The sequence below is a fragment of the Shinella sp. NM-101 genome, from assembly GCF_021401195.1.
Lineage (GTDB): Bacteria > Pseudomonadota > Alphaproteobacteria > Rhizobiales > Rhizobiaceae > Shinella.
In genome coordinates, this window is sequence record NZ_JACBFT010000003.1 from 361,569 (window position 1) to 386,843 (window position 25,275).

The window sequence follows — 25,275 nt, forward strand, 5'->3', positions numbered from 1 at the left end:
TTGTTTGTAAGGAAGAATAATGTCAATCTGACAAAAATTGACCCAGAGAATGATTCGAGCCATATCATGCGAACCAAAAAGCGAACTGAATTCAGTAGGTTGAGAGAGCAGGCGGGCCTCACTCTGGAGGAGACCGAAGCACTTCTTGAGGTTTCGCCCCGCACAGCCTATCGCTATGAAGACGGCACGACCAAGGTTCCCCGATTAGCCCTGAAGACGCTTAAGGATGCAGCCGACCGCCGGCTCAGTGCATGCGAAGCGGGGAAGGCCGACTTCCGCTTCATCGACCTGTTCGCTGGGATAGGCGGACTCCGGCTTGGATTTGAAAGCATCGGTGGGCGTTGTGTTTTTACCTCCGAATGGGATCCGCACAGCCAGCAGACCTATTCGCTAAATTTTCCTGATAACCATCGCGTCAATGGGGACGTGCGGGAGTTTTCGAAAAATCCCGACCTGATCCCGGAACATGACGTTTTGCTGGCCGGTTTCCCGTGCCAGCCATTTTCGCTAGCAGGAGTTTCAAAGAAAAACTCGCTTGGCCGGCCGCATGGCTTCCTGTGTGATACGCAGGGAACGTTGTTCTTCGATACAGCCCAGATTATCGCCCATCACCGACCTGCTGCGTTCGTTCTGGAAAACGTCAAGAACCTTGAAAGCCATGATCAGGGTCGAACGTTTGCGACCATTATGAACGTTCTGCAAAACGAGCTAAAGTATCATGTCCAGCATCGCGTCATCAGCTCGGAGCCATGGGTGCCGCAAAAGCGGGAACGCGTATTTATCGTCGGCTTTCGCGAACCCTCGAAGTTCGATTTCAAGGGCCTCAAGCTGCCACCTGCAAAAAGCGGTCCGAAGCTTGGAAGCATTCTCCAGCCGCATGACGAGGTTGATCCAAAATATACCCTTACCCCGCGACTTTGGGAGTATCTGCAAGGCTATAAAGCGAAGCATCAGGCAAAGGGGAACGGGTTTGGATACAGCCTTTTCGGACCCGATGATGTCGCCCGCACCCTGTCTGCACGCTATTACAAAGACGGTTCCGAGGTGCTTATCGATCAGCCGGGCAAGCGCCCCCGGCGGTTGACGCCGCTTGAGTGTGCCCGACTGATGGGCTTCGATCGTGGTGACCGGCGCTTTCGGATTGAGGTGTCGGATACGCAGGCCTATCGGCAATTCGGAAATGCCGTCGTTGTTCCGGTTGTCGAGTTCGTTGCGGAGGCTATGAAGCCTCATATCGAGACGGCTCTTGCAGCAGGAGAGCGGCGTCCCGCGGTTCCGGGCCCGGCTCTCGCTGTGACACGTCCTGGTATGCCATTGGCCGCCGCTCATGGCTGACATCGTTACCCCGGAGGTCCGCAGCCGGATGATGGCCGGCATTCGGGGTAAGAACACCAAACCGGAACTGACGCTAAGACGTGGTTTGCATGCGGTCGGGTTCCGGTTCCGGCTGCATGATCGCACGTTACCAGGAAAGCCCGATATCGTTTTTCCGAAATACCGGGCTGTTCTCTTCGCTCATGGATGCTTCTGGCACGGACACGATTGCCATCTGTTCAAATGGCCCGCCAGCAGACCGGATTTCTGGCAGGCCAAGATTCACAGGAACCGTGAGGTTGACGCTCTCGCCTCGGCCGCCTTGCAGATAGCAGGATGGCGTCAGGGAATCGTCTGGGAGTGTGCACTGAAAGGTAAGGCCCGGTTGCCAATCGAGACCGTTCTTACCGAATGCGCGACGTGGCTTCAGTCCGACATTTCGTTTTTCGAACTCAGGGGGAGCGCATAGGTCATGCGGCGGGGGCTGCTTTCAGATTATTTCGACGGCGTGGCGGTCAAGCGGCTGAGCGCCGTTGAGGCCAACGTCCTCCGTTCGAACCAGCACGAATTCAACAGTTCAAAACAGCTCAAGAGCCTGCTGGGGACGCCTGACCGGGTGCAGTACCAGGCAATCTTCATCTGGATCGGTGGTGAGCAGGAGGCGTTGTCCGAAGAGGGTTTCCTGACCTGGTATCAATCCCGGAAACCTCCGAGGCGGGAGCACAGGCTTTATTTCCCGACAAATGCGGTATGTGCGACCGCCGCCGAAGGGGATGTCCTGTTTATTGCCCGACGTACTGATAACACCCTCATGGCGATTATTGTACCCGGAGATAGCACGATCCAGAACCAGCTGCTGTGGCTCTTCGGGCTTGAGGCACAGCCGGCCTTGCAGTTCGAATCACTGGAAATCAGCAAGGACAATGCGGCCGAGCTGGACTTTACCGCACGATATATCCTTGACGAACTCGGAATCGAGGTCGAGGAGCCGGAAACCGACCGCCTTGATGCGCTGATCGAAAAATTCGGGCTGGTGTTTCCGCCGACCCGCGTCCTGTCGGAACTTGCAAGGACCTCCCTTCCGCAGGTGTCGGCCGCCGATGATCCCGATGCCGCGCTGATGGCCTGGATCGACATGGAAGAGCAGCTGTTTCGCCGCCTGGAAAGGCATGTAGTCGCGGACCGTATTAAGAATGGTTTTCATTCCGACGAAGGCGCGGACGTTGACGGCTTTATGGGCTTTTCGAAAAGCGTCCAGAACCGCCGCAAGAAGCGTGCGGGCCTGGCCCTCGAACATCACCTGGAGGCTGTCTTTTCTGCCCACAAAGTGCGTTTTGATCATGAGGCCGAGACGGAAAATCGCAAAAAGCCGGACTTTCTTTTCCCCGGTCAGGAGGAATACCGGGATCCGGCATTCCCGGCCGCACGCCTCACCATGCTCGGCTCCAAATCGACGTTGAAAGACCGCTGGCGTCAGGTGCTCTCCGAGGCGGAAAGGATCAAGCCAAAGCACCTGATGACGTTGGAGCCCGGTATTTCGGAAAACCAGACCGACGAAATGCGGGCGAAGCAGCTTCAGCTGGTTCTTCCGAAATCGCTCCACTCGACATATCGCGAAGGTCAGCGCGGGTGGCTTATGACGCTTGGCAACTTCGTGGAGCTGGTGAAGGAGCGCCAGCGGGCTGAATAACTGTCAAGTTTCGTGTGTCGACGCTAGCATTTCGCGGAGATCGTCAACGGAAAAAGGCGGGTTTCGGCGATGGGCGACCGAATGGCAGTTGGGGCAAAGCGGCGTCAGGTCCGTTCTCGGATCGATAATGTAATCTTCCCCGAGCTGCGAAACTGGTGTCACATGGTGAACCTCTATGAAACCCGCAGCAGCTGAGCCGTAGCGCTCCCCCATATCCAGCTTGCAGGCCTTGCAGGAATAGCCATGAATCGCGAGGGCGGCGGCACGGTTGCGTCGATCCCTCTCGTAGCCATTGACTTCGATGCGGGTCCTTGCTCCCTCCGGAAGCCCCGACAATTCAACAGACGCCTCAGCGCCATCGTCGTCAGCCTCCACTGGCAGCAGTGCCAGAACGGCCGCCGCGACCCTGAAAGTCCAGAGTTCCACCTGACGCATATCCTCTTCAGCGTTGCCCTCATTGATCGCCAGCATTCCCCGGCGCACGTCGAGGCTGAAGCTCCGCCACTGCGTTTCCCAGATCGCTGAATCGTCCGGTGAATATGCCACGCCATTGATGGTGAGAACGATTTCGGCATCGGCATCACGGCAAACGTCCAGCACCGCCCGGAAGGTACGGCGTCCGGTCTCATCTGCCGAGCCCATGGCGCTCATAAGATCACCGGCAAAATTGCCCGGCCGGAAATGCACATCCAGCCGTCGCCATCCTATCAGGGTCCTCAGCGTAAAGGTCTGGCCGGGAGGATAGCCGGCCGGCTGGAGTTCAAGCCAGCGCGTACCGTCGTTGTCTCGTCCTTCCCGGCCAGAGAATTCCAGCCCGATTTCGGCGGAGATCCGCTCCGCAAGCGAGCGTGGATCAGGCGACATCCTTATCCACGTCCGGTTCAGGCAGCGTTTCGACAAGCTTCTCAAGGATACGCGAGACCTCAAAGCGCATGTCACGGAACATTGAGGATGTGTGGTCCTGAACCGTCGAGAGTTCTGCGACGGCCAGCGCCCACATCAGCGAGTCCAGCCCCTGCATGGTCACACTCCGATTGAGGTTCGGAATGTAGACCTTCTGGTAATAGGGGTGACTGGTGTTGATCCGGATACCCTTATGCCCCTCGATCAGCGCCGGTTCGAAGAGCAGACCATTGTTGATCCCCTCCACCGGCTGCACGAAAACTTCGCCAGGTCTTTTTGCAGACGTTATCGTCAGCTTCAGGCGTGTCGTGCCGTGCTTGTTTTCAACGATGGCTTCACCGGTATTCGGGTCCGCTATGTTGACCTTGGGGCCGCCAGCAGCTGCCTCACGATTACGGATGTTGTTGTTGGAGGTGTCGTGCGCACCCTCTCCCTTTTTTGACAACAGCTTTTGCTGTCCCTCGCGCGACCGGTTGTTTGCCTCGCGGCGTGGCGCGGTCAGGAACTCGCTTTGCAGCCAGTTTGCCAGATCATCGTTGAGAATAATCTGGGACTTCTTGATATCCAGGTGGAAGGCATCATCCAGCTTGTGGTCGAACGAAAATTCGACGCGCAAGCCGGTCAGGTGTGGCTCTTTCTGGTAAAGGCCGAGCCAGTCAGCATCATGGATCAGGCGGTTTTCGCGATAGATGTATATGCCCTGCCGGTCATTCGAAAGCTTCGCAGCCGAAGCAGCGGCATCATCCGGGAATTCCTCACGACGGGGCAGGATATATGCCCGTGCCGTGAAAGAAGCCGTTCGTTCATCCGGCAGCTCTGTCTCAATGGTTTCGTTGGCAACGAGCTCGGAGAGTTTTGTCTGGAACGGGTCCCAAGCCACGACAGGTTTGCCGTTCAGCACAATGACGACGTTTCTCGCCCGATCGTCATCCGGATCGAGGAAACGCTGGTAGACCATGGAAAGATGTTCTCGCAGACCATCCTCCTTTGCCCTGAGAGCATTTCGCGCCGGTTTACCTTTCTTGTCCTGATAGTCCTTGATCAGGCGATCGACATCTTCCCAGAGGACGACGGTGCCGGCATGGCCGGGAGCCACGGCATCAAGAGTTTCGAGCGCTTCAGGATCGCATTCTTCATTCAGGAGCAGCGCCCATTTTTTTGCTTGGGCTACATGGTAGAGGTCCCAAGTTGCCATTAGCGCCGGCGTATTGCCGTCCGGCCGGGAGATCACCGACAGCTTCTTGCAGAAAGCCGTTGAGGCGGTTTTCAGGCCCAGACCGTATTTACCGAGGCTGGCGGCGCTGGGGCGGGCTTTCGAGCCATATTGCATGGCGTTGATCAGGCCATCGCGGTTCATACCGTCGCCGTTGTCGGCAATCATCAGACGGATGTTGCCTCGCAGATCGGCTTCCAGCAAGAGCTGAACCTGGCTGGCGTTTGCAGCAATGGAATTGTCCACGATATCGGCCACCGCCGTATCGAACTCATAGCCAGTGTCACGCAGGCCGACGATAACCCGTTCCGGGTCCGGTGGTAGTTCGATTTCTTCAACGTTGCTCATCTTCCCCCCTGAATTTCGATTACGCGCCAGCCCGTACCGAGCTTGAGGACGCCCTTTGCCCGTTCTACCTGCTGCTTGCGTTTGTGAGTGATGCGATACCGGTCCTCGTCATCTCTAACCAGAATGATTTCGTCGCCAGGAACCAGATTTGCCTGGCGAATGTATTTGGTCATTCTGGTCAACCTGTACTCGTTGCGTGTACCGTCAAAAAACTTGTTGTTGTAATAGATGAAGGCAAATTCCCAGAAAGTGCCGCCATCATCCACAAAATTCAGATGACATCTCGGATTGTACTGGCTCGGGTCCAGGCGTGGGAAGAACGACAGCAGCCGTTCCTCCCTTGGCACAAGAATGCCGGCCTGATGGCCGCCGGTTTCGCCCGTGTCGTTGGCGCTCAGCACCTTTGCAATTGTCTGCTCTGCCATATCCAGCCTGTTAAGTCCCCTTCGATGGCGACCGCATCAGCGCCGCAACGATATCACCGTAATCATCTTCCCTGCCTTCAAGGCCGACAACCGCAGTGCCGGAAATCGCCCGCTTGCGCGTCAGTCGTTCGTCCACCACGTCCTCGACCGTATCGGCCACGAGGAGCCGGTGAACTGTTACCGGCAATTGTTGGCCGCGCCGGTGAGCCCGGGCAGACGCCTGGTCTTCGAGTGCCGGATTCCATTCCGGATTATAGTGGATCACATGGTTGGCAGCTGTAATGTTGAGGCCAGCGCCTCCGGCCTTCGGGTTCAGCACGAGCGCTGCGCCACCTTGGACGGCGCTGAAGCAGTCAATCAGCGGCTGGCGGTCGTCAATAGGCAGACGACCGTCGATGACGCCGGCAAAGGCTCCGAAACGGGTCTTGAGGTGCCGGGCGATCATATCGGCCATTGCCGTAAACGATGTGAAGATGATCACCTTCTCGCCACGTGCGAAAATCTCTTCTACGATCTCATCCATACGCCGGAATTTCGAGAAGGACATGGGATCGGCCGTGGCGGCATTGCCGCTCATCAGGTCTGGGTGAGCGCAGAAACGGCGCAATGATGTCAGGGCGACGAGAGTGGCGGCAGCTCCATATTCCGCATAGATGCGCTCGCGCTCGGCGTCATAGGCCGCGACCTCGCCTTCATCCAGCTCAACCACTTGAGGGATGTCGATCCGGCCTGGCAGGTCCTGCGCTACCTCGGCAACGCGCCGGCGCAACATAAGCGGCGAAACCAGCGGTTCCAGCTTTGCCGCGCCATCAACATCATCGGCATATTCCGACCCGAAGGTTTTCGCGTCACCGAGATGACCGGGCAGCACGAAATCCACGATCGACCACAAGTCGAGCAGGCGGTTCTCGACAGGTGTTCCGGTCACGGCCAGACCAGCCTCACGCTGAAGCCGTTTCACGGCTTTGGTCCGCTGGGCGTCGGGGTTCCGGATGAACTGTGCCTCATCCAGCACTATCACCTTCCAGAGGATCATGTTGAGCAGGCTGTTGTCGCGCACTGCATTGTCATAGGAGGTCACGACGACATCATACTCCTTCAGCTCCGAAGGCCGGCCCGTCCGAAGTGCTCCATGATGCTTCAGCACACTGAGATGGGGCGCAAACTTCGAAATTTCCCGTCGCCAGTTCTCCAGCAACGAACCGGGCGCGATGATAAGAGCGGGCCGTAGCGGCGCGCCGCCGGAATCGCTGAGCGCGCTGATGATCTGCAAGGTTTTGCCGAGGCCCATTTCGTCCGCCAGAAGGCCGCCAAGCCCCTCTGCCAGGAGGAACTTCAGCCAGCGCCAGCCGGAAATCTGGTATGGGTAAAGGGTTGCCTGAACCCCGGCTGGCACATCATCACCAGAGGGCGTGAAAGCGAGCGGCGAAATCGCCCGGTCAGTTGTCCGGTCCTCGATTGATGCTCCGGCTCCCGCAGCCTTGCGGATAGCAAGAAAAGCCTTGAGGGAAGCGGCTTCCCCGAGTGTTACACCCGTGTTTCGCAACAACTCCAGGATTTCGGCGCCGGCTGCCGGCTCTATCGGATACCAGATGTCTTCAGCCACCTTGTGGCCACGTTCCAGGTCAGCGAGATCAAGAGGGACTTCCACGCCCCGGCTGATGGACGTGATGCTGTAGGAAGGCGCCTTGCTATCGCCACATTCCGAAATCGTCAGGGTCGGCACCAGAGGATAACGTGAGGGACGGAGGCCGTCGACGCTTGTCGGTATCCAGTCGGCCGATGGCCGCTTTTCGATGAGGGCGCTGTAAATCTCGTCGGCAGACAGAAGACGTGTATCTCCGGCCTCATCGATGAGTGAAAGCGCACCTCCCTGAATTTTCCACCTTGGCGTCGTCATAATCCTCTGAAGGCTTAAGTAAATCCGTAGCTTAATATATCAATTGCAACCGGTAGAGGAAAGGCGCAGGGGCGTGAATTCGGTTACCGAACATTGACCTTCTGCTGCTTTCGGGGGACAGATGTGCATCTGGCTGAACAGTACACCCGTCATGCAGAGCGCCGGACCGGGGGCCAGTCGGTCCCGCTTCCCCTTCGGGCCACTATGTTGAAGCTCCTGCGGCTGGCCTGCTTCCCGCCCCGGCACGACGAGAATTCCCGAAATCCCGCCTGCCGGCGTCGCTATGCTGATTTCTCCGATACTCTTCATCTTCCTGGATCGGCCTTGCTCGTGGCCTTGCGCGCCGGCGCGATCATAATCTCTAAGAGAGTAGGCGCTTGCGTTACCGAAGCGGCCGCCGATCTATGGGGATTTCGCCATCTTCAACGCCGAGGATAAAAAGAGCTTCCTCATCGTTCTTTTCGACAAACCACGTGCGTTCGCAGCCGCACTCATAGACCTCGCCGTCAGGAACGACTTTCTTGTCACCGCAATCCCAGCACCAGAAGGCGAAGCTCCGGCAAACATCGCACTTGCCCGTGAAAATGATTGCCCATCCCCAGCCAATTGCCAGAGGCAACTGCCCGTCCCAGAAGACAAGGCCCTCTGTTCTCCGCTTGGTGTTCCGGCAGTGCGGGCACGGATCGACCATTGCGAAATCAAGGTCTTCAGCCTCGTCAGAGGTGATGATCCGGATCTCTATCCACTGCTCCGCACGCGCAAGCGCAGCCTTTGTGTAGCCGCTCGAACATACGAGAACCCCGCGAGAGGCCCGCACATCCCGCATCATGCCTTCGAAGGATTCGACGTCCTTCACATCCACTTTTCGTTTCCGAAGCTTTGCGTCAAAAATAATGCGTCTTTCGACGCCATCGGCCCATCGGGCATCTACCAGCACATCAATCTGGCGTGGGGTGCCGCTAAGGCTGCCGACGAGTGTTGCATTCGGTGTCACCGATGCGTCCATATCGGCGGCCTCGATTTCGAAGCACGCTGCTACACGCTCATAGATGCGCCAATCCGGAACCTCATTCATTTTGCTTTACTCCGAGGTCTCGCTGGAGAGTAGCCATTGCTGTTATTATTGTTGGCGAGTACATGGAAATACAGTCCGTGAAGTATGTCCTGCCGGGGGGAATATGCTCTATAAATATTGGCGTGTCAGCGAGCGTTCTTTAGAGGCACTCGCTGAACAGACGCTTTATGCGCAGCATTTCACGCGATTCAATGATCCGTTCGAATGCAGTGCGCATTTTGTCGCGGGGCAGATTGACCGCAAAGCTGAACCAGAGCGTTTTGCCGCGTTGATACGGGCGTGGGGCTTTGATGATCCGGCAGATGCGCCGCTCGAAGATACCGAAGAGTATTTCGAACAGTTTGAGCACTACGACTTGGAGATGGCTCTTCCGGGTGTGAGGATCTGCTGCTTCGCGTCAGAGATCGACAATCTTCTTATGTGGTCTCACTATGGAGACGGCTTACGCGGATTCTGTCTTGAGTTTGATGATGCGGTCATCAACGAAGCTATCAGTAATTTTCCCGGATTTCCTTTCATTACGGACGTTGCATATTCGGACGCAGCGCCTTCTGTTGATGGAATGGTTCTTGGCGTTCTCGACGACCAGGTCGACTACGCATATATGTGCTATCATGAAGAGAAAAATGACTTCTGGCTGGAGGAAGCCAAGCGTTTGGAAGGGCAAATACAGGACCTGTACCGTCATGGGTTTGCCACCAAGCCCGTGGCTTGGAGTTACGAGCACGAGCGCCGTCTGATTGTTCAGACCGATCAACACGATATGGAGCCACTAGCCATTTCGTATCCACCAGAAGCGGTGAAATCGATAATTGTGGGCGAACTGATGGCTCCGGATAATCTTGCCCGAATCAAGGAAATTGCCCGTGACAGATTTCCGGTCGCGGCGCTGCGCACTGCTCGGCGAGAACTATTCACTTATACGCTGCGAGTGGAGTGAATGTCTTTGGTCGATCGCTTCCACTGTCCGTCGTCGCCTTCTCAAGCGCGCTTAGATCGTCCGCTCACGCGGTGGGACTCAGCCGGCGGCTCCTCATCGTGATAGCCTACTGTCCGAGCATCTTTTTGATTGTCGCCATATCTGACAGATAATTTGCCATAAGTCGTCAAATATGCCTTAAAGACTGTGCGCTGCTTCCATCTCATCGCTGACGAAAGCAGCTTCATAGTCGCGCGCCATCGCACCAGAAACGCCAACTTGTCTGAAGGCTTCCCGCCATCCGTCCGAAATGCGCTGCGCCACGTTCCGGATCGCCTCCCGTGCCTCTGCGTCGGGAATCTCGAAAAACTCGCAGGCTTCGAGTGCGAGGTTGATCGACCGATCATGGGCGCCGCCCTCAAGGATCGCCGTCTCGAGATGGGGGTTGCGATCCGGGGCCGGGTTCACGTCGAATACTGGCGACAAGCGCCACTGACCCGCCCCCACATAGAGGAAGCCGTGGTTCTTCAGGTGGTCATCCTTGTTGGACACGAGGATCGTGAAGATCAGGCGCCGGTAGAGTTCGCGGAAATCGTCGGAAGGATCGGGTGAATAAGCCCGCATGAAATCGACGATCTCGGTATAGGAACCCAGCTCCGCTCCTGTCTTGCCGAGCGCAGTGCGCGCGGAGATGTAGGGAATCCGTGCGGACCCGCGTCGGTCGAACCGCTGGATCAGAGCAACCGGGAACGGCGTGTCAGCCAGTTCCAGCCGTGCCTCGGGGGTGCGGATACCGCAGGCTGCCGCCAGGCGGAGGGTTGCGACCTCGACGCGCTCGATCGGCTGCTGATCGTGGACGGAGGTGAACTTCGCCAGCCACAGCGCGTCGCCGTCCCTGACATTGGCTTTTGGGCGAGCGCCGCCGGAGCCGCCCGCCCCGGCCAGCGCCTGCATCTCCTCGGGCGAGATTTCCTTGCCTTGCTCATAGGCGCGCGCGATCGCCGTGATGGTTTCAAGATCGACCAGACGGGGAACGGCGTCGGCCGCCTTGCCGCGAATGACTTCGCCCTTGTCATCCAGAAAGCGCAACGCGCCTTGACGGCAGGCATCGTCGGAAAGCGTCAGATACTCGAATTCGTTGAGGCCATTGCCATAGGCGCGTTCGAGCAGCCTGCGCCCCCAACTGTCCGGCGCCGCATCGGCGAAAACGCCCGCCAAGGCGTCGCGCATGTTGCCGGGCTGCCCCGAAGTGTGGAATGGGCCAGCCTCCAGAAGAAAGTCAGGCTGTATGGCGAAGGCGCGCGGGTTTTCCATCCATTCGGGACTATAAGTGAAGGTCGAGAATTGCCGTGGCCCGGCATGGGTGAAACGCAACTGGCCCACCGATGCCCGGGCTTCGCCAAGCGCAACATGGGCGACGAAATCGGCCATCAGAAGGAGGCCCCGTCAGGGTCCACAACGTCCTGTCGATCCTGCGTCTCCTCCGTCTGAGCCTTCTGCTTTTTCAGCCTTGCAGCGAAAGAGCGGCCCCTGCGCGGTCCGTGCTCCGTTGCCAGCGCCAGCCCCAGATCGTCCTTGCGGATATCGACCAGGTCAGCGAGCCGCTCCAGAAGGCCGAGCACGACGAGAACGTCGGCAAGCGTTCCGATCGCAACGCCCGGATCGCCCCGTTCAAGGCGGGCGATAGAACTTGGCGAGGTTCCCGCACGCACGGCGAGATCCGCCACGGCGATGCCACGCCGCAGACGCGCGTTGCGTATATCCTGGCCCAGCCGTTCCAGCGCTGGTTTCGCCTTGGGAGAACCCATGTCAATCGTCCATATTTGATGGAATGCCGCGAACAAACGTTCATATATGACAAATTAAGCTATTAGTCAAGATTTCTGGCCAAGGCCCCGGCAGCGCGAGCGTTTCGGTTCGATATTTGTGACAGAAGGTGGGGAAGGTCTTCCCCTGCGTCCGAGCCTTGGGTCTCGGCCGACCCCTTCGAGCGGGGAGATCCCCGCAACGCCCCCAGAGTGAGAGAGCGGACTTGTTTCCGTGACGGGTGAATAGCTGGGAGAGAGGCTCCCGCGTCCGTCGTGGAGATTGGTACAATGAACATGCAAGCACTCAATGCGCACCGTGACACGAGCGGCGGTTACAAGGTGGATGTCAGCCGTGGCGAGCGGATCGGCCGCGTCTCGTCCGAATGGTTCTCGCGCCCGGCCGACGAGCGCTACCTGTCGCTGTCCGAGTTAGCGCGATCGGTGCGTGACCGCGCCGATCGCAGCCGCACCCGCGTGGTGGAAAGCGCGCTCGTCCATGTCGAGGCCAATCGCGACGATCCGGAGCGGCTGGCCTTCATGCTCCCCGGCGCCAACGCTCCCGTCGCACCGACGCACTGGTCTTTTGGGCAGCTCGCCAGCCTGGTCGGCGCGCCCGCCGCCTATCTGCGGCAGCTCCCCGCCGCGCTTGCCGGCATCAATCTGCAATATGGCCTGAGCTCCAACCGGGCCGAGCAGATCAAAACGTTCGAAACCGAAGATGGGCGCGTCGAGCTGCGCGCCGTCACCGGCCCGGACTATGGCCGCATCTTCGATCACGAACTGGTCGAGGCGGTACAGCGCATCGCTGGCAACGGTACAGGCGACACACGTTGGAAGGTGCCGGGCGTGCTGGACTGGTCGACCGGCGTCTACAATCCGCGCGTCGATATCACCAAAGATACGACGACGCTCTACGCTTCGGATCGCGACGTCTTCCTGTTCCTGGTCGACGACCTGAATCCGATTGAGGCCGGCCGACTGCCAGACGGATCGCCCGACCTTTATTTCCGGGGCTTCTATTGCTGGAATTCCGAGGTCGGCGCCAAGACCCTCGGCATGGCGAGCTTCTATCTGCGCGCGGTCTGCCAGAATCGCAATTTGTGGGGCGTGGAGGATTTCGAGGAAATCACCATCCGCCACAGCAAATATGCCGCCAACCGCTTTGCGCATGAGGCGGCGCCGGCGTTGCTGAACTTCGCGAACTCCTCGCCCATGCCCTTCGTCAACGGCATCAAAGCCGCTCGCGAACGGATTGTCGCCAAGACTGACGAGGACCGCACCGATTTCCTGCGCCGTCGCGGTTTCTCCAAGGTCGAGACTGGCAAGATCATCGACACGGTGCTAGCCGAGGAAGGTCGCCCGCCCGAAAGCATCTTCGATTTCGTGCAGGGCGTCACCGCCGTCGCGCGTGACAAGCCGCATCAGGATGCCCGCCTCGATATGGAGGGCAAAGCGAAGAAGCTGCTCGATCGGGCCGCCTAACTTTCGTGAAGTCGGGGATCCGGCTGTCCGTATCTCCGGCTCTACGCTTCTCCTTATCCGCGTTCCCACATCGTGGCGCTGCCCCCTTTAGAGGAAGAGGGCGGCGCTTCGCTTCGTGACGGGTTGGAGGTCGAGAGAGAGGCTCCCGGCCGCCCGTCGCGGAGTAAATCCCGATGGCTACTGCCGTTCAGAAGATCACCCTGTCGTCCTCGCGCGACATCCCCTTCAACAAGCTGGTGCTCAGCCAGTCCAACGTCCGCCGCGTCAAGGCCGGTATCTCGATCGAGGACCTGGCGGCCTCGATCGCCCGTCGCGGCCTGATCCAGAGCATCAGCGTCTTCCCGGTCATTGATGCCGAGGGCAACGAGACCGGCATGTTCGAGGTGCCGGCCGGCGGCCGCCGCTTCCGCGCGCTCGAGATGCTGGTGAAGCAGAAGCGCCTCGCCAAGACTACACCGGTGCCCTGTGTCGTGCGCGAGCGTGATGGCGCGATCCTCGCCGAGGAAGTCTCGCTTGCCGAGAATATCGAACGCGCCCCGCTGCATCCTCTCGACCAGTTCCGGGCCTTTCAGGACATGCGCGCCAAAGGCATGACCGAGGAAGAGATCGCCGCCGCCTTCTTCGTGTCGGCCCAGGTCGTGAAGCAGCGGCTCCGGCTTGCCTCTGTCTCGCCGGCGCTGCTCGACATCTATGCCGAGGACGGCATGACGCTGGAGCAGCTCATGGCCTTCACGGTTTCCGGCGACCATGACCGCCAGCAGCAGGTCTGGGATGCCGTGAAGGATTCCTGGTCGAAGGAGCCGTACCAGATCCGCCGGATGCTGACCGAGACCACGGTCCGGGCCTCCGACAAGCGCGCCGTTTTCGTCGGCCTCGACGCCTATGAGGTGGCCGGCGGCATCATCATGCGCGACCTGTTTCAGTCCGACGATGGCGGCTGGCTGCAGGACGTGGCGCTGCTCGACCGGCTGGTCGCCGAGAAGCTGAAGGCCGAAGCCGACACGATTGTAGCCGAAGGCTGGAAGTGGATCGAGGTCGCCGTCAGCTTCCCCTATGGCGCGACCCATGGCCTGCGGGCGCTGGAAGGCGAGCCGCTCGACCTGACCACCGACGAACAGGCGACGATCGCAGCCCTGAACGCTGAATATCAGAAGCTCGAAGCCGAGTATGAAGGCGCTGACGAGCTGCCGGAAGAGGTCGATCAGCGTCTCGGCGAGATCGAGGCCGCCCTTGCGGCCTTCGACGAGCGTCCCATCCGTTTCGAATTCGCCGACATCGCCCGCGCCGGAGTCTTCGTCAGCATCGGCAATGACGGCCGGCTCGACATCGAACGCGGCTATGTCCGCCCCGAGGACGAGGCGCCCGAACCAGCGGACGACATCGAGGATGGCGATGCCGGCTTTGAGGCGCATGATCAGGATGATCCGCGCGTGCAGCGCGCCGTCATCACCATCGGCGGTGAACCTGCGGACGGCGAGGACGAGGAGGAAGAGGCGATCAGGCCGCTGCCCGACCGTCTGGTCACCGAGCTGACCGCACACCGGACATTGGCGCTACGCAATGCGTTGGCCGACAATCCGCATATCGCGATGACGGCGTTGCTGCACAAGCTGGTCTCCGACACCTTCCAGCACCGCATGTACAAGGGGGCGCTTGAAGCGAGCGTCAATCACATCTTCTTCCCCGTGCAGGACGAGGGGCTGAAGGAAAGCCCGTCGGCCCGCACGGTGCAGGCGCGTGCCGAGGCCTGGGCAGGCGACATCCCCGCCGAAGACCAGGCGCTGTGGGACTGGCTGGCCGGGCTCGACGATACCAGCCGCATGGCGCTGCTCGCCCATTGCGTCAGCTATGGCGTCAACGCCCTCTACGAGAAGCCCAACCCCTATGGCGGCAACGGCGTCTCGCAGCACACGCTGGACATGCGGCTCGCTCAGGCTGACCGGCTGGCGCGCGCGACCGGTCTCGACATGGTCGAGGTCGGCTGGCGGCCCACGGTCGGCAACTATCTCGGCCGGGTCACCAAGCCGCGTATCCTCGAAGCGGTACGCGAGGGTGCGGGCGAGCAGGCCGCGCAGCTCATCGACCATCTGAAGAAGGGTGACATGGCACGGGAAGCCGAGCGCCTGCTGGCCGACACCGGTTGGCTCCCGGAGCCCCTGCGCCTGGCAGCCGAGGCCGAAACCTCCACGCCCGACGTCGACGCGGGTGCTGAGGATGACGGGGCCGACCTGCCGGCCTTCCTCACCGAGGGCGACGAGGATGAAGACGTCACCGCGGACGAGGACGACGAAGTCCACGCCATCCCGGCCGAATGATCACAGGAGGCGGGGTGGCTCCAGCCGCTCCGCCCAATTCCCCTTTCATCGAGTCCGGCCATCGCGCCGGGCTCTTTTCGTTTCAGGAGCCTGTCATGGCCAACTATTTCACTCATTTCTCGTGCCTGCTTGATGTCGGCACGCCTCAGAACGCCGCTCGTGCGCTCGATCTCTACAACGTCCTGTCGGAGGAAGGCGTCTCGGAGGAACCACCTTCAGACGGGTTCCTGCTCTCGATCCAGCCCGAACATGGCGGCACGAACCTCTGGATGCGCGATGACGTCACCGGCGATCCCGAGCGGCTGATCCAGTTCGTCAAACGGTGCGCTGTGGAATTCGGTCTCACCGGCCGCTGGGGCTTTCAATACGCCAACACCTGCTCGAAACCTCGGCTCGATGGTTTCGGCGGCGGCGCGCATGTCCTCGATCTCGCCACGGGCGAGACCCTCGACTGGACTTACACCGATGGCTGGCTTGCCGAGCTTCTCTCTGGCGATGGAGAACGGACATGAGCATCCCCGACCATGCTAGGTGCAATTTCCAGACGCTGCTGCGCGCGGCGGCGGATGGCAATCTCGCGCTCATGGAATGCCTCGACGCCGAGACCGGCGCCCATCGCTATGTCATCTGCGCCGTTGGGCGCGATAGCGGAGATTATGTCTTCACTCCCTTCGGCCATCTCGCCGACGACAATCCCTATGACGCCTATCTGCCGCCCGATCCTGACGATCCGGGCGGTTTCGTGCGGCCCGAAGCGCCATCATAGTTGAGGGAGCCAGCCCCTTCCCCCGATCGTCAAAGCGCCCCGCCTTGCAGCTGGGCGCTTTTTTCATGCCCGCCTTCGAGAGTGAGAGGCTCGCCGGGGCGGAATGAGTCCGGGGGGTTCGAGAGAGAGCGCCGGCCGGACTTATCCGTTCACGCTCTCCCGAGGATCTCCCGATGACTGTCTTTTTACCCGTGGCCGCTCCGGCCGCGCCCGTCGCCCGTGGGCCTGCCATCCTGTCGGCAGCCCAGAACCTGCTCCTCCATCTCGAACGCGGTGAGCGCATCGATACGCCGCTGCTGCGTGCGGTGATGGAAACCGCGTTCTGCGCTTCCGATTCCGCTGGCGCATGGGATTGGAAGGTCGCCTACGAAGCCTGCGAGGTCGCCGCCGTCCTGTTCCTGCGGAAATTCGGACGCGCACTTTTCCGCAAATCCGTATCTCCGGCGGCACGGCTTTCCATGCTGGCGAAAGTCGCGGGGCTTTTGCCCTCCCATACTCGCCGATCCGAGGAATCTCAGGAGCTCCAGCAATTCTCGACACCAGTGCCGCTTGGCCTCGCTGTGTTGACGGCGGCGGCGATCACGCCGGACGACATCGTGCTGGAGCCTTCAGCTGGCACTGGCCTGCTCGCCATTCTCGCATCGATGGTCGGCGGATCGCTGATCCTCAACGAATTGGCCGACCTTCGCGCCGATCTCCTCGCCTCTCTCTTCCCGGCAATCACCGTCACCCGGTTCGACGCCGCACAGATCGACGATCATCTCGACCCGGCAGCCGTTCCCTCCGTCGTGCTGATGAACCCACCATTCTCGGCGATGGCCAATGTCTCCGGTCGCGTTGCAGACGCCGGCTTTCGCCACATCGCCTCGGCCCTGAACCGGCTTGCGCCCGGTGGCCGGCTCGTGGCGATCACCGGAGCCGCTGTCGGGCCGGACACGCCTAATTGGCGCGGTGCGTTCGAGCGCCTGCAGAAACGGAGCACTGTCGTCTTCTCCGCGGCAATTGCAGGCTCGGTCTATGCCAAGCACGGAACCACCTTCGCGACGCGGCTGACCGTCATCGACAAGCTTCCGGCTGGCGATCCGGTTAGCTTTCCGACATCGCCCGGCATGGCGCCCGATGTCGCTACGCTGCTCGGCTGGATCGAGCGCGACATGCCGGCCCGACTGCCCGTCACTTTGCCGGAGATCCTTGCGCCGAGCTCGGCAGCGTCCCCGAAATCTGTGCGCGGCTACCTCGCCCGCACGGCATCCTCGCATCCGGGAACACCGATCGCCACCGATCCCGATGGGGTCTCACTCGCCTATGAGACCGTGGACTGGGCGCCGTCAGAGGGCGCGCACCTGACCGAAGCGATCTATGAAGAATACGGATTGCAATCGATCCGAATTCCCGGCTCTCAGGCCCACCCAACGAAGCTCGTCCAGTCCGCCGCCATGGCGAGCATCGCACCGCCCAAGCCGAGCTATCGGCCGACATTGCCGGCGAACATCCTCCGCCTGCTGTCCGATGCACAGCTTGAGACGGTGATCTATGCCGGCGAGGCGCACAGCGATCATCTCACCGGATCATGGACGGTCGATAAGACCTTTGACGTCGTGAAGGCCGCGCCCGCCGACGTGCCCGACACCGTTCGCTTCCGCCGTGGTTTCATGCTCGGCGACGGCACCGGCGCCGGGAAAGGCCGCCAGGCGGCCGGCGTCATCCTCGATAACTGGCTCCAGGGACGGTGCAAGGCCGTCTGGATCTCTAAGTCCGACAAGCTGATCGAGGACGCGCAGCGCGACTGGTCAGCGCTCGGCATGGAGCGACTGCTGGTCACGCCGCTGTCACGGTTCCCGCAGGGCAAGGCCATCACGCTCTCGGAGGGCGTCCTATTTGCGACCTACGCTACGCTACGCTCCGATGACCGTGGCGAGAAGGTTTCGCGCGTGCGGCAGATCGTTGAATGGTTGGGCTCCGATTTCGACGGGGTGATCATCTTTGACGAGAGCCATGCGATGCAGAACGCCGGCGGCGGCAAGGGAGAACGCGGCGACGTCGCCGCCTCGCAGCAGGGACGCGCGGGCTTGAGGCTACAGCATGCCCTGCCGAACGCGCGCGTCGTCTATGTCTCCGCCACCGGCGCGACCACCGTTCATAATCTCGCCTATGCCCAGCGGCTCGGCCTCTGGGGCGGCGACGACTTCCCCTTCGCCACGCGCGCGGAATTCGTGGAGGCCATCGAGGGCGGCGGCGTTGCAGCGATGGAGGTGCTGGCTCGCGACCTGCGTTCGCTTGGACTCTACACCGCCCGCTCGCTCTCCTACGACGGCGTGGAATACGAGTTGGTCGAACACCAGCTCACCGACGAACAGAGCCGCATCTACGATGCCTATGCCGGCGCCTTCGCCATCATCCACAATCACCTCGATGCCGCGATGGAGGCCACCAACATCACCGGCTCGACCGGCACGTTGAACCGGCAGGCGAAATCCGCAGCCCGCTCGGCCTTCGAATCCGCGAAGCAGCGCTTCTTCGGGCATCTGCTGACTTCGATGAAGACGCCGACCCTCATCGGCTCCATCGAGCGCGACCTTGCGGCTGGCCATGCCGCCGTCGTGCAGATCGTATCGACCGGCGAAGCCCTGATGGAACGTCGCCTGGCCGAAGTCCCGACCGACGAGTGGAACGACGTGCGCGTCGACATCACGCCACGCGAATACGTTCTCGATTATCTCGCCCATTCCTTTCCGGTGCAGCTCTATGAGCCGTTCAGCGATGGCGAGGGCAATCTGTCGTCTCGTCCAGTCTATCGCGATGGCCAGCCCGTCGAGAGCCGCGAAGCCGTCGCGCGCCGCGACGAGCTGATCGAACGCCTCGCGTCGCTTCCGCCCGTGCCGGGCGCGCTCGACCAGATCGTCCAGCGCTTCGGCACCGATATGGTAGCCGAGGTGACGGGCCGCTCGCGGCGGATCGTCCGGAAGGGCGACCGTCTGGCCGTGGAGAACCGCGCGCCATCAGCCAACCTCGCCGAAACCGCCGCCTTCATGGATGACCTGAAGCGCATCCTCGTCTTCTCGGACGCGGGCGGCACCGGCCGCAGCTACCATGCGGATCTGTCGGCGAAGAACCAGCGACTGCGCGTGCATTACCTGCTCGAACCGGGCTGGAAAGCCGACGCGGCGATCCAGGGGCTGGGCCGCACCAACCGCACGAACCAGGCGCAGCCGCCCTTGTTCCGTCCAATCGCGACCGACGTGAAAGCGGAAAAGCGCTTCCTCAGCACGATCGCGCGCCGGCTCGACACGCTCGGTGCGATCACACGCGGGCAACGCCAGACAGGTGGCCAGGGCCTGTTCCGGCCCGAGGACAATCTGGAATCCTGCTACGCCCGTGATGCGCTGCGCCAGCTCTATCTCCTGATCGTGCGCGGCAAGATCGAAGGCTGCTCGCTCCATCGCTTCGAAACCGCCACCGGCCTCAAGCTGATGGACGACAACGGCATCAAGGACGAGCTGCCGCCGATCACCACCTTCCTCAACCGGCTGCTGGCGCTGACTATTGAGCTGCAGGGCATTCTCTTCACCGCCTTCGAACAGCTTCTCGATGCGAAGGTGTCGGGCGCGATCGCCAGCGGCGTCTACGACGTTGGCCTCGAAACCCTGACGGCGGAGAGCTTCGTCGTCACCGATCGCACGACGATCTACACCCACCCGGCATCGGGCGCGGAAACCCGGCTGCTGACGATCGCGCAGCGCGAGCGCAATCGTCCGCTGTCGCTCGACGACGCGCTCGGCTGGCTCGATGATCGTGGTACGAAGCTGCTGGTGAACGAGCGGTCCGGGCGAGCCGCCGTGCAGGTTCCAGCGCCATCGCTAATGCTCGACGATGGCGAGATCGAACGCCGCGTTCGGCTGATTCGACCGATGGAGCATCATCATGCTTTGTTGAAGTCGATGGCTGAAAGCCATTGGCAGGAGGCCAACCGCAACACGTTTGCCGCGGCATGGTCTCGCGAACTCGGCGACGTGCCCGCCTTCAGCGAGAGCACCATCCACATCGTCGCCGGACTGCTACTGCCGGTCTGGAAGCGGCTACCGAACGAGTCGACCCGCGTCTACCGGCTCCAGACCAACGATGGCGAACGCATCATCGGCCGTCGCGTCTCGCCGGCCTGGGCGGCGAACGCCGCATCGACCGACGCGGCCAATCTCAGCGCCGACGATGCTTATGCCGCGCTGATCGACGGGCGCACGATTCTCGAACTGGCCGAGGGACTTCAGCTTCGCCGCGTGCGCGTCATGGGCGCGACCCGGATCGAGCTGACCGGCTTCACCGAAGCTATGCGCGAGCGCCTTCGCGCCTATGGCCTCTTCACGGAAATTATCTCGTGGAAGCTGCGGTTCTTCGTGCCGATCGACAGCACGGGACCTGCGGTGCTCGGCAAGCTGCTCGACACCTATCCGGTGGCGCGCATCGGCGAGCGGGAGGCCTCGTGATGGCCCGCCGCGACGCTTCCGATCTCGCATCCCGTCTCGGCCGGCAGGCTGAGGCGGTATGCAAACGCTATCTCCCTGCCGGTCGCCCACAGGGCAACTATTGGCAGGTTGGCGATGTTCGTAACACGCCCGGCCGATCCATGTTCGTGCGCCTCAAGGACACCGCCAAAGGCCCCGCTGGCAAATGGACCGACGCCGCGACTGGTGAGCATGGCGACCTGCTCGACGTGATCCGTGAATCGCTGGGCCTCATCGACTTCGCCGACGTTGCCGAAGAGGCCCGTCTGTTCCTCAGCATGCCGCCACCCGATCCCGAATCGGCGCCGAAACAGCACGCTCGCACGTCAGCACCATCGGGGTCCGCCAAGGCCGCACTTCGGCTCATCGCGATGTGTCAGCCGATCGGCGGCACGCTCGTAGAAGCGTATTTGCGCAGACGCGGAATTACGGCTTTGCACGGATGCGGAAGCCTGCGCTTCCATCCCCGGTGCTACTATCGGCCCGACGAGCACAGCCCGACCGAGACCTGGCCGGCCATGGTCGCCACCGTCACCGATCTCGCCGACAGGATCACCGGCGCGCATCGGACTTGGCTCGCGCCAGACGGTTCAGGCAAGGCGCCGATCGACATCCAGCGCAAGGCGATGGGCGACCTTTTGGGGCACGCGGTCCGCTTCGGGCTCTCAGGCGACGTGCTGGCGGCCGGCGAAGGGATCGAAAGCGTGCTATCGGCCCGTGAGGTCATGCCCGGCATGTCGGTGGCAGCGGCACTCTCCGCGGCGCACCTCGCCGCCATCCAGTTCCACGATGCACTGCGCCGGCTCTATGTCGTGCGCGACAATGATCGCGCCGGGGACGGTGCGAGGAACACGCTGATCGAACGGGCGAACGCGGTCGGGATCGAGGCGATTGCCCTGTCACCCATGCTCGGGGACTTCAACGAGGATCTCCGCACCTACGGCCGTGACGCGCTGATGGCGCATATCCGGGTGCAGCTCGCACCGCAGGACGTGGCCCGCTTCATGCTGCTGGCGGCATAGATCGGCGGCTGAACGGCGGCGGCGCACGGCCGCCATCATGCTCGCATGTATGTCCGGTCCTTTGCAGAGGACCGCGCCTCGGCCTTCGAGAGGGCGATCGGCCCACAAGCGCCTCGGACAGGCAATGCCTGCGGCCGACTATTTTCCGGCGGCGCGTGCCGCGCCTTTCCATCGCGAAACAAAATAGCCGGCCTCCGGCATCCTCCGCGTTCGCTCCGGCCCGGCGCGCCCGCCGGGTGCAGGTCCGCTCCGCCCGTGGGCTCCGTCGCCATGAAGGCCGCGACGGTCGCGGTCCAGCCAAGGGAGCATCCCATGAACGAGCACGACGACTACGAACCCCACCATGAATCGTCACCCACCGATCACGTCCTCAACGAACTCCAGCTCCACGGCTACCGCCCCTTCGCCGACGAGCCGGATCAGCGTCTCCTGCCAGACGGCAATCAGGTCGCAGGCGCTGTCGCAGACATCTTCGATGCCCTGATCTCGACCCTGGAGGACACGCGCCTCGAACCCGACCTCGACGATCTCCTCTGGTCGACCGTCAACGTCTTCCACCGCGCCACCGAGCGGATCGCCCGCGAACTCGACGACAACGAGCAGGCTCAGAAACGCTCGCAGCGGCAGCAGGACGGCAGCGAGGTGAACTCGGTCGAACTCGAGCGCCAGATCGCCGAGGGCAAGACGCTCATCGAACGGCTGAACGCTTTCGAGCTGATGCGCGACCAAGCCGCCGAACACTACGAACGCCAGATCGGCAAGCCCTGGCTTCCCCGCACCGGCTCAAAGGTCAACCATCGCAACCTGACCTCCGCGATGATCGACAGCCGCGACTTCCTCATGGCCAAGAAGCGGGCAGAACAGGAAATCCTTCTCCCTCCCGGCCCGAAGATCGTCGTCACCGGCGGACTGGACTTCAATGACCACCGGCTGATCTGGGCCAAGCTCGATCAGGTCCACGAGAAGCACGCCGACATGGTGCTGATCCACGGCAAATCCCCGAAAGGCGCCGAAAAGATCGCCTCGATCTGGGCCAAGAACCGCAATGTCCCGCAGATCGGCTTCGCACCCGACTGGACGAAGCACGGTCGCGCAGCGCCCTTCAAACGCAACGATGAGATGCTCGACATCGTGCCGAAGGGCGTGATGCACTTCCCCGGCACGGGCATCAACGACAACCTTGCCGACAAGGCCAGGAAGCTCGGCATCCCGGTCTGGAAGTTCGGCGGCGCGTGAGCGCCGCCTATCTCAGGTCGATCTTCCAAAACCGCAGCACTTCCTCAACTTCCGCTTTCGGGTAGTGGAGGTAATCGGCATTGGCCAAATCAGATCGCACCTTCGATTTTCGTTTCGCGATCTCGCGCTCAATGCGCGATGTGAAGGGAGCAGTGCCCGGCGGCAGAATGCCCGGTCGGTCGGGTGCAGGCCAACTCTTCGGATAATCTGACGGTATCCAGCCCGACCGAACTTGTTCCGCCTGCGTCCCCACAGATTTATGCTCGCATGCCCATCCGTAAAGATGGAACGAACAAACCCGCAGCATTGCCTTGATCTCGGGAAGCGTGTCGGTGAAACCCTTCAGCGAAGTCGGCAGCCAGACCATGTTCGCGACACATGAGAAATAGCGCGGATCCTGCACGACGTTGCTGCGTTGCGCGAAAGACGGATCGTCATATCCCCAGATGTGGCAGACGGTCCAATTCTTCGGCTTAGGCGACGCGACGTCGAGAGCGGCCACGAGCGCGTTCAGTGCCGCCACGTTTCCCTCGAACTTCTCGGCAGTCACGCCTGTCGCCTTCCGAGTGTTCGTGTATCGGCGAGACCAACCGGCATCGTAGAGTGGGCGGCCTCGCGCCGTGTGCGGCGCCCAGACCGGCAGCGCGCGGAAAGTGTGCGGATGAACCCACCGTGCCGTTCGCTCGATCAATTCAACGATTGCGGGGATGTCGGCACGAAGCGCCTCGTTGCCGTCGGGCACATGAAATCCACTCGCCACTGTTCCCCCGCCATGATTATCGCCTCCGCTGCGCGAGACGTCCGGCTGAAGTCTTGGCACTTGGGCTGTTGAGATATTCATCGACTACCATTTCGGACCGGCTGACGCACCCCCGCTTTTCTGCGCTGATCCTTGGTCCGACTGATCGCTTGACGCCATCAACCCGTAAAGGGTCGGCTATGCGAGCATGCCGCCGCTGCGGCTTCGCCTTCGCGGTGATTGCAGCGCTCAGTCCGACACATCGGGCGCCTGTCAGCGGGGGATGGTCCTCCGCTTCAAGCAGGAGCCGGATCAATGTCCCTCAACGACGCTCACGCCTTCGCCTTCAGCCTCGCCGCAACGCTCATGGCCGCCATCGTCATCTTCCGTGCCGGCGACGGCACGCTCTCGGTCACCCCCGCAGCCGAATACGACGGCGATGCCGCCGAAATCGTCAGCGAGATCGATCCTTTCGCCCCATGACGGGGCGAAGATCGTCATGGCCGAGACGAAAACCTTGCCGGTTTCCGCTCCCGCTGACGGTTATCTTTTGCTATTCTCCGTTTCGCGTCGTGGTGGTGGTGGAGGCGCGACCGTCAGAGCTTTCCTCACGGAGACACCACTATGATCTTTCTCGGCATTCTTCTTTCCATCGCGGCCATCGGCTTCTTCTGCTGGCTTCTGTTCACGCTCGCCGTCTTCGCGCTTCCTTTCTTCGCAGGGTTGAGCGCCGGAACCTGGGCCTGGCACACCGGCGCGGGTTGGCTCGGAGCGATCATCATAGGTATCGTCGCCGCTGGGCTCACGCTCGGCATCGGCCAGATCCTGTTCGTGATCGTCCGCCCCATCTGGGCGCGGCTGCTGATCGCACTGGTCTTTGTCGCGCCTGCGGTGATGGCCGGCTATCACGCCACGCATGGCATCGTGAAACACACCATGCCGTCGGAGACCTGGCAGATCGCATTTTCCGTCATCGGCGCGATCGCTGTCGGCATCACTGCACTCATGCGGGTCACAGGCATGGCGGCCACCGCCCCGGCCGGTCAAGGCACGATGTGGGCCTGATCGTTTCTCCATACGATGGTTCGCCAGACCAAACGGCTGATCCGCGCGCCCGCCTCGTCGTCGAAGACGTGGCAAGGCGGCGATGGCAGCGTGTCGCGCAAGAGGCCCAGAAGCTGGAATTCTGCTGATACGCCTGGACCAGCGGTGTCCACGGCCGACACAACCAATCATGACGTGATGGTGGGCATTCGTGATTCGGAAGGGCGTGACGGCGGAGAAGCACATGCGGCCCGCCGCTAAGGAGGGATGAGCCGGTGAGAGATCGGACAGTCTCCGCGCCAGTCGCGTCAGGTCGCCATCATCTCCGTGAGAAATCCGTCCGCCGACCGCTCCAAACGGCCTCTTCAATGGGCTGATCTGGCCGAAGAGCGGCTTCGCCTCGGCCGCCTATGCCGCAATGGCGCGTCCCTACTTTCTTCCCCTGCCGGCCAAGGCCGTCATTCCTCGCGAGGCAAGAAACTCGTTCCTGCGCCATCCTCCGCTTCGCTCCGGTCGCAAGCGATGCGTCGTCGGTCGTCTCCGGCCAACCGATCGCCATCGAGGCCGCATGGTGCGG

General features: G+C 61.5%; 21 protein-coding genes. 13 read left to right on the plus strand and 8 right to left on the minus strand.

Going from position 1 to position 25,275, the window contains the following annotated elements:
* The first annotated feature begins 66 nt into the window (after nucleotides 1-66).
* The 3 genes from dcm to L0976_RS08805 are packed head-to-tail and all read left to right on the plus strand — an operon-like array spanning nucleotide 67 to nucleotide 3,004.
* Entirely contained in the window at nucleotides 67-1,335 is a 1,269-nt protein-coding gene (dcm, locus tag L0976_RS08795; protein ID WP_304951679.1) for a DNA (cytosine-5-)-methyltransferase, read from the plus strand.
* On the plus strand, nucleotides 1,328-1,783 hold the full coding sequence (locus tag L0976_RS08800) for a very short patch repair endonuclease (protein ID WP_234186963.1): 456 nt from the start codon (nucleotides 1,328-1,330) through the stop codon (nucleotides 1,781-1,783). The genes dcm and L0976_RS08800 overlap by 8 nt, the downstream gene beginning before the upstream one ends.
* A 3-nt stretch (nucleotides 1,784-1,786) precedes the next feature.
* On the plus strand, nucleotides 1,787-3,004 hold the full coding sequence (locus L0976_RS08805; protein WP_234186964.1) for a type II restriction endonuclease: 1,218 nt from the start codon (nucleotides 1,787-1,789) through the stop codon (nucleotides 3,002-3,004).
* 3 nt (nucleotides 3,005-3,007) lie between these two features.
* Here the strand turns inward: L0976_RS08805 and L0976_RS08810 are convergent, their stop codons facing one another.
* The 5 genes from L0976_RS08810 to L0976_RS08830 form a co-directional block, all read right to left on the minus strand.
* Nucleotides 3,008-3,868 carry an HNH endonuclease gene (locus L0976_RS08810; RefSeq protein WP_234186965.1) on the minus strand — a complete coding sequence of 287 codons (861 nt, stop codon included), beginning with the start codon at nucleotides 3,866-3,868 and terminating at the stop codon, nucleotides 3,008-3,010.
* Nucleotides 3,858-5,468 carry an ATP-binding protein gene (locus L0976_RS08815; protein ID WP_234186966.1) on the minus strand — a complete coding sequence of 537 codons (1,611 nt, stop codon included), beginning with the start codon at nucleotides 5,466-5,468 and terminating at the stop codon, nucleotides 3,858-3,860. The genes L0976_RS08810 and L0976_RS08815 overlap by 11 nt, the downstream gene beginning before the upstream one ends.
* Nucleotides 5,465-5,893, minus strand: coding sequence for an EcoRII N-terminal effector-binding domain-containing protein (locus L0976_RS08820; protein WP_234186967.1), 429 nt, complete (start codon nucleotides 5,891-5,893; stop codon nucleotides 5,465-5,467). Before L0976_RS08820 ends, L0976_RS08815 begins: the two co-directional genes overlap by 4 nt.
* Nucleotides 5,894-5,903: 10 nt before the next feature.
* Nucleotides 5,904-7,793 (minus strand): DEAD/DEAH box helicase, encoded by a 1,890-nt coding sequence (locus tag L0976_RS08825; protein ID WP_234186968.1) that lies wholly within the window; start codon nucleotides 7,791-7,793, stop codon nucleotides 5,904-5,906.
* A gap of 382 nt (nucleotides 7,794-8,175) precedes the next feature.
* Complete coding sequence (locus L0976_RS08830) at nucleotides 8,176-8,868, minus strand: restriction endonuclease (protein ID WP_234186969.1); 693 nt, start codon at nucleotides 8,866-8,868, stop codon at nucleotides 8,176-8,178.
* A 103-nt stretch (nucleotides 8,869-8,971) separates the two neighbouring features.
* Here L0976_RS08830 and L0976_RS08835 point away from each other — a divergent pair, with 103 nt between their 5' ends.
* On the plus strand, nucleotides 8,972-9,808 hold the full coding sequence (locus tag L0976_RS08835; protein WP_234186970.1) for a DUF2971 domain-containing protein: 837 nt from the start codon (nucleotides 8,972-8,974) through the stop codon (nucleotides 9,806-9,808).
* 177 nt (nucleotides 9,809-9,985) lie between these two features.
* Here the strand turns inward: L0976_RS08835 and L0976_RS08840 are convergent, their stop codons facing one another.
* Nucleotides 9,986-11,218 (minus strand): type II toxin-antitoxin system HipA family toxin, encoded by a 1,233-nt coding sequence (locus L0976_RS08840; RefSeq protein WP_234186971.1) that lies wholly within the window; start codon nucleotides 11,216-11,218, stop codon nucleotides 9,986-9,988.
* Entirely contained in the window at nucleotides 11,218-11,595 is a 378-nt protein-coding gene (locus L0976_RS08845; protein WP_234186972.1) for a helix-turn-helix domain-containing protein, read from the minus strand. The genes L0976_RS08840 and L0976_RS08845 overlap by 1 nt, the downstream gene beginning before the upstream one ends.
* 288 nt (nucleotides 11,596-11,883) lie before the next feature.
* On the opposite strand from L0976_RS08845, the gene L0976_RS08850 reads away from it, so the two are divergent.
* The 7 genes from L0976_RS08850 (at nucleotide 11,884) to L0976_RS08880 (ending at nucleotide 22,915) form a co-directional block, all read left to right on the plus strand.
* Nucleotides 11,884-13,077 carry a DUF932 domain-containing protein gene (locus L0976_RS08850; protein ID WP_234186973.1) on the plus strand — a complete coding sequence of 398 codons (1,194 nt, stop codon included), beginning with the start codon at nucleotides 11,884-11,886 and terminating at the stop codon, nucleotides 13,075-13,077.
* A 173-nt stretch (nucleotides 13,078-13,250) separates the two neighbouring features.
* Nucleotides 13,251-15,392: a ParB/RepB/Spo0J family partition protein gene (locus L0976_RS08855; RefSeq protein WP_234186974.1), complete on the plus strand. Its 2,142-nt coding sequence runs from the start codon at nucleotides 13,251-13,253 to the stop codon at nucleotides 15,390-15,392.
* A 95-nt stretch (nucleotides 15,393-15,487) separates the two neighbouring features.
* The gene (locus L0976_RS08860; protein WP_234186975.1) at nucleotides 15,488-15,904 is read left to right on the plus strand and encodes a hypothetical protein; all 417 of its coding nucleotides are present in this window, start codon (nucleotides 15,488-15,490) and stop codon (nucleotides 15,902-15,904) included.
* Nucleotides 15,901-16,158, plus strand: coding sequence for a DUF6117 family protein (locus L0976_RS08865; protein WP_234186976.1), 258 nt, complete (start codon nucleotides 15,901-15,903; stop codon nucleotides 16,156-16,158). The genes L0976_RS08860 and L0976_RS08865 overlap by 4 nt, the downstream gene beginning before the upstream one ends.
* 173 nt (nucleotides 16,159-16,331) lie before the next feature.
* Nucleotides 16,332-20,639, plus strand: a complete 4,308-nt coding sequence (locus L0976_RS08870; RefSeq protein WP_234186977.1) for a strawberry notch family protein — start codon at nucleotides 16,332-16,334, stop codon at nucleotides 20,637-20,639.
* A complete protein-coding gene (locus L0976_RS08875; protein WP_234186978.1) occupies nucleotides 20,639-21,679 on the plus strand; it encodes a toprim domain-containing protein in 1,041 nt (346 codons plus the stop codon). The genes L0976_RS08870 and L0976_RS08875 overlap by 1 nt, the downstream gene beginning before the upstream one ends.
* 312 nt (nucleotides 21,680-21,991) lie before the next feature.
* The gene (locus tag L0976_RS08880; protein WP_234186979.1) at nucleotides 21,992-22,915 is read left to right on the plus strand and encodes a DUF2493 domain-containing protein; all 924 of its coding nucleotides are present in this window, start codon (nucleotides 21,992-21,994) and stop codon (nucleotides 22,913-22,915) included.
* 7 nt (nucleotides 22,916-22,922) lie between these two features.
* On the opposite strand, the gene L0976_RS08885 is transcribed toward L0976_RS08880, so the two are convergent.
* Nucleotides 22,923-23,756 carry a hypothetical protein gene (locus L0976_RS08885; RefSeq protein ID WP_234186980.1) on the minus strand — a complete coding sequence of 278 codons (834 nt, stop codon included), beginning with the start codon at nucleotides 23,754-23,756 and terminating at the stop codon, nucleotides 22,923-22,925.
* Between the two features lie 213 nt (nucleotides 23,757-23,969).
* Here L0976_RS08885 and L0976_RS08890 point away from each other — a divergent pair, with 213 nt between their 5' ends.
* Both L0976_RS08890 and L0976_RS08895 read left to right on the plus strand, forming a co-directional pair.
* Nucleotides 23,970-24,137 (plus strand): hypothetical protein, encoded by a 168-nt coding sequence (locus L0976_RS08890; RefSeq protein WP_164740513.1) that lies wholly within the window; start codon nucleotides 23,970-23,972, stop codon nucleotides 24,135-24,137.
* Between the two features lie 141 nt (nucleotides 24,138-24,278).
* The gene (locus L0976_RS08895) at nucleotides 24,279-24,719 is read left to right on the plus strand and encodes a hypothetical protein (protein ID WP_234186981.1); all 441 of its coding nucleotides are present in this window, start codon (nucleotides 24,279-24,281) and stop codon (nucleotides 24,717-24,719) included.
* Nucleotides 24,720-25,275 lie beyond the last annotated feature (556 nt).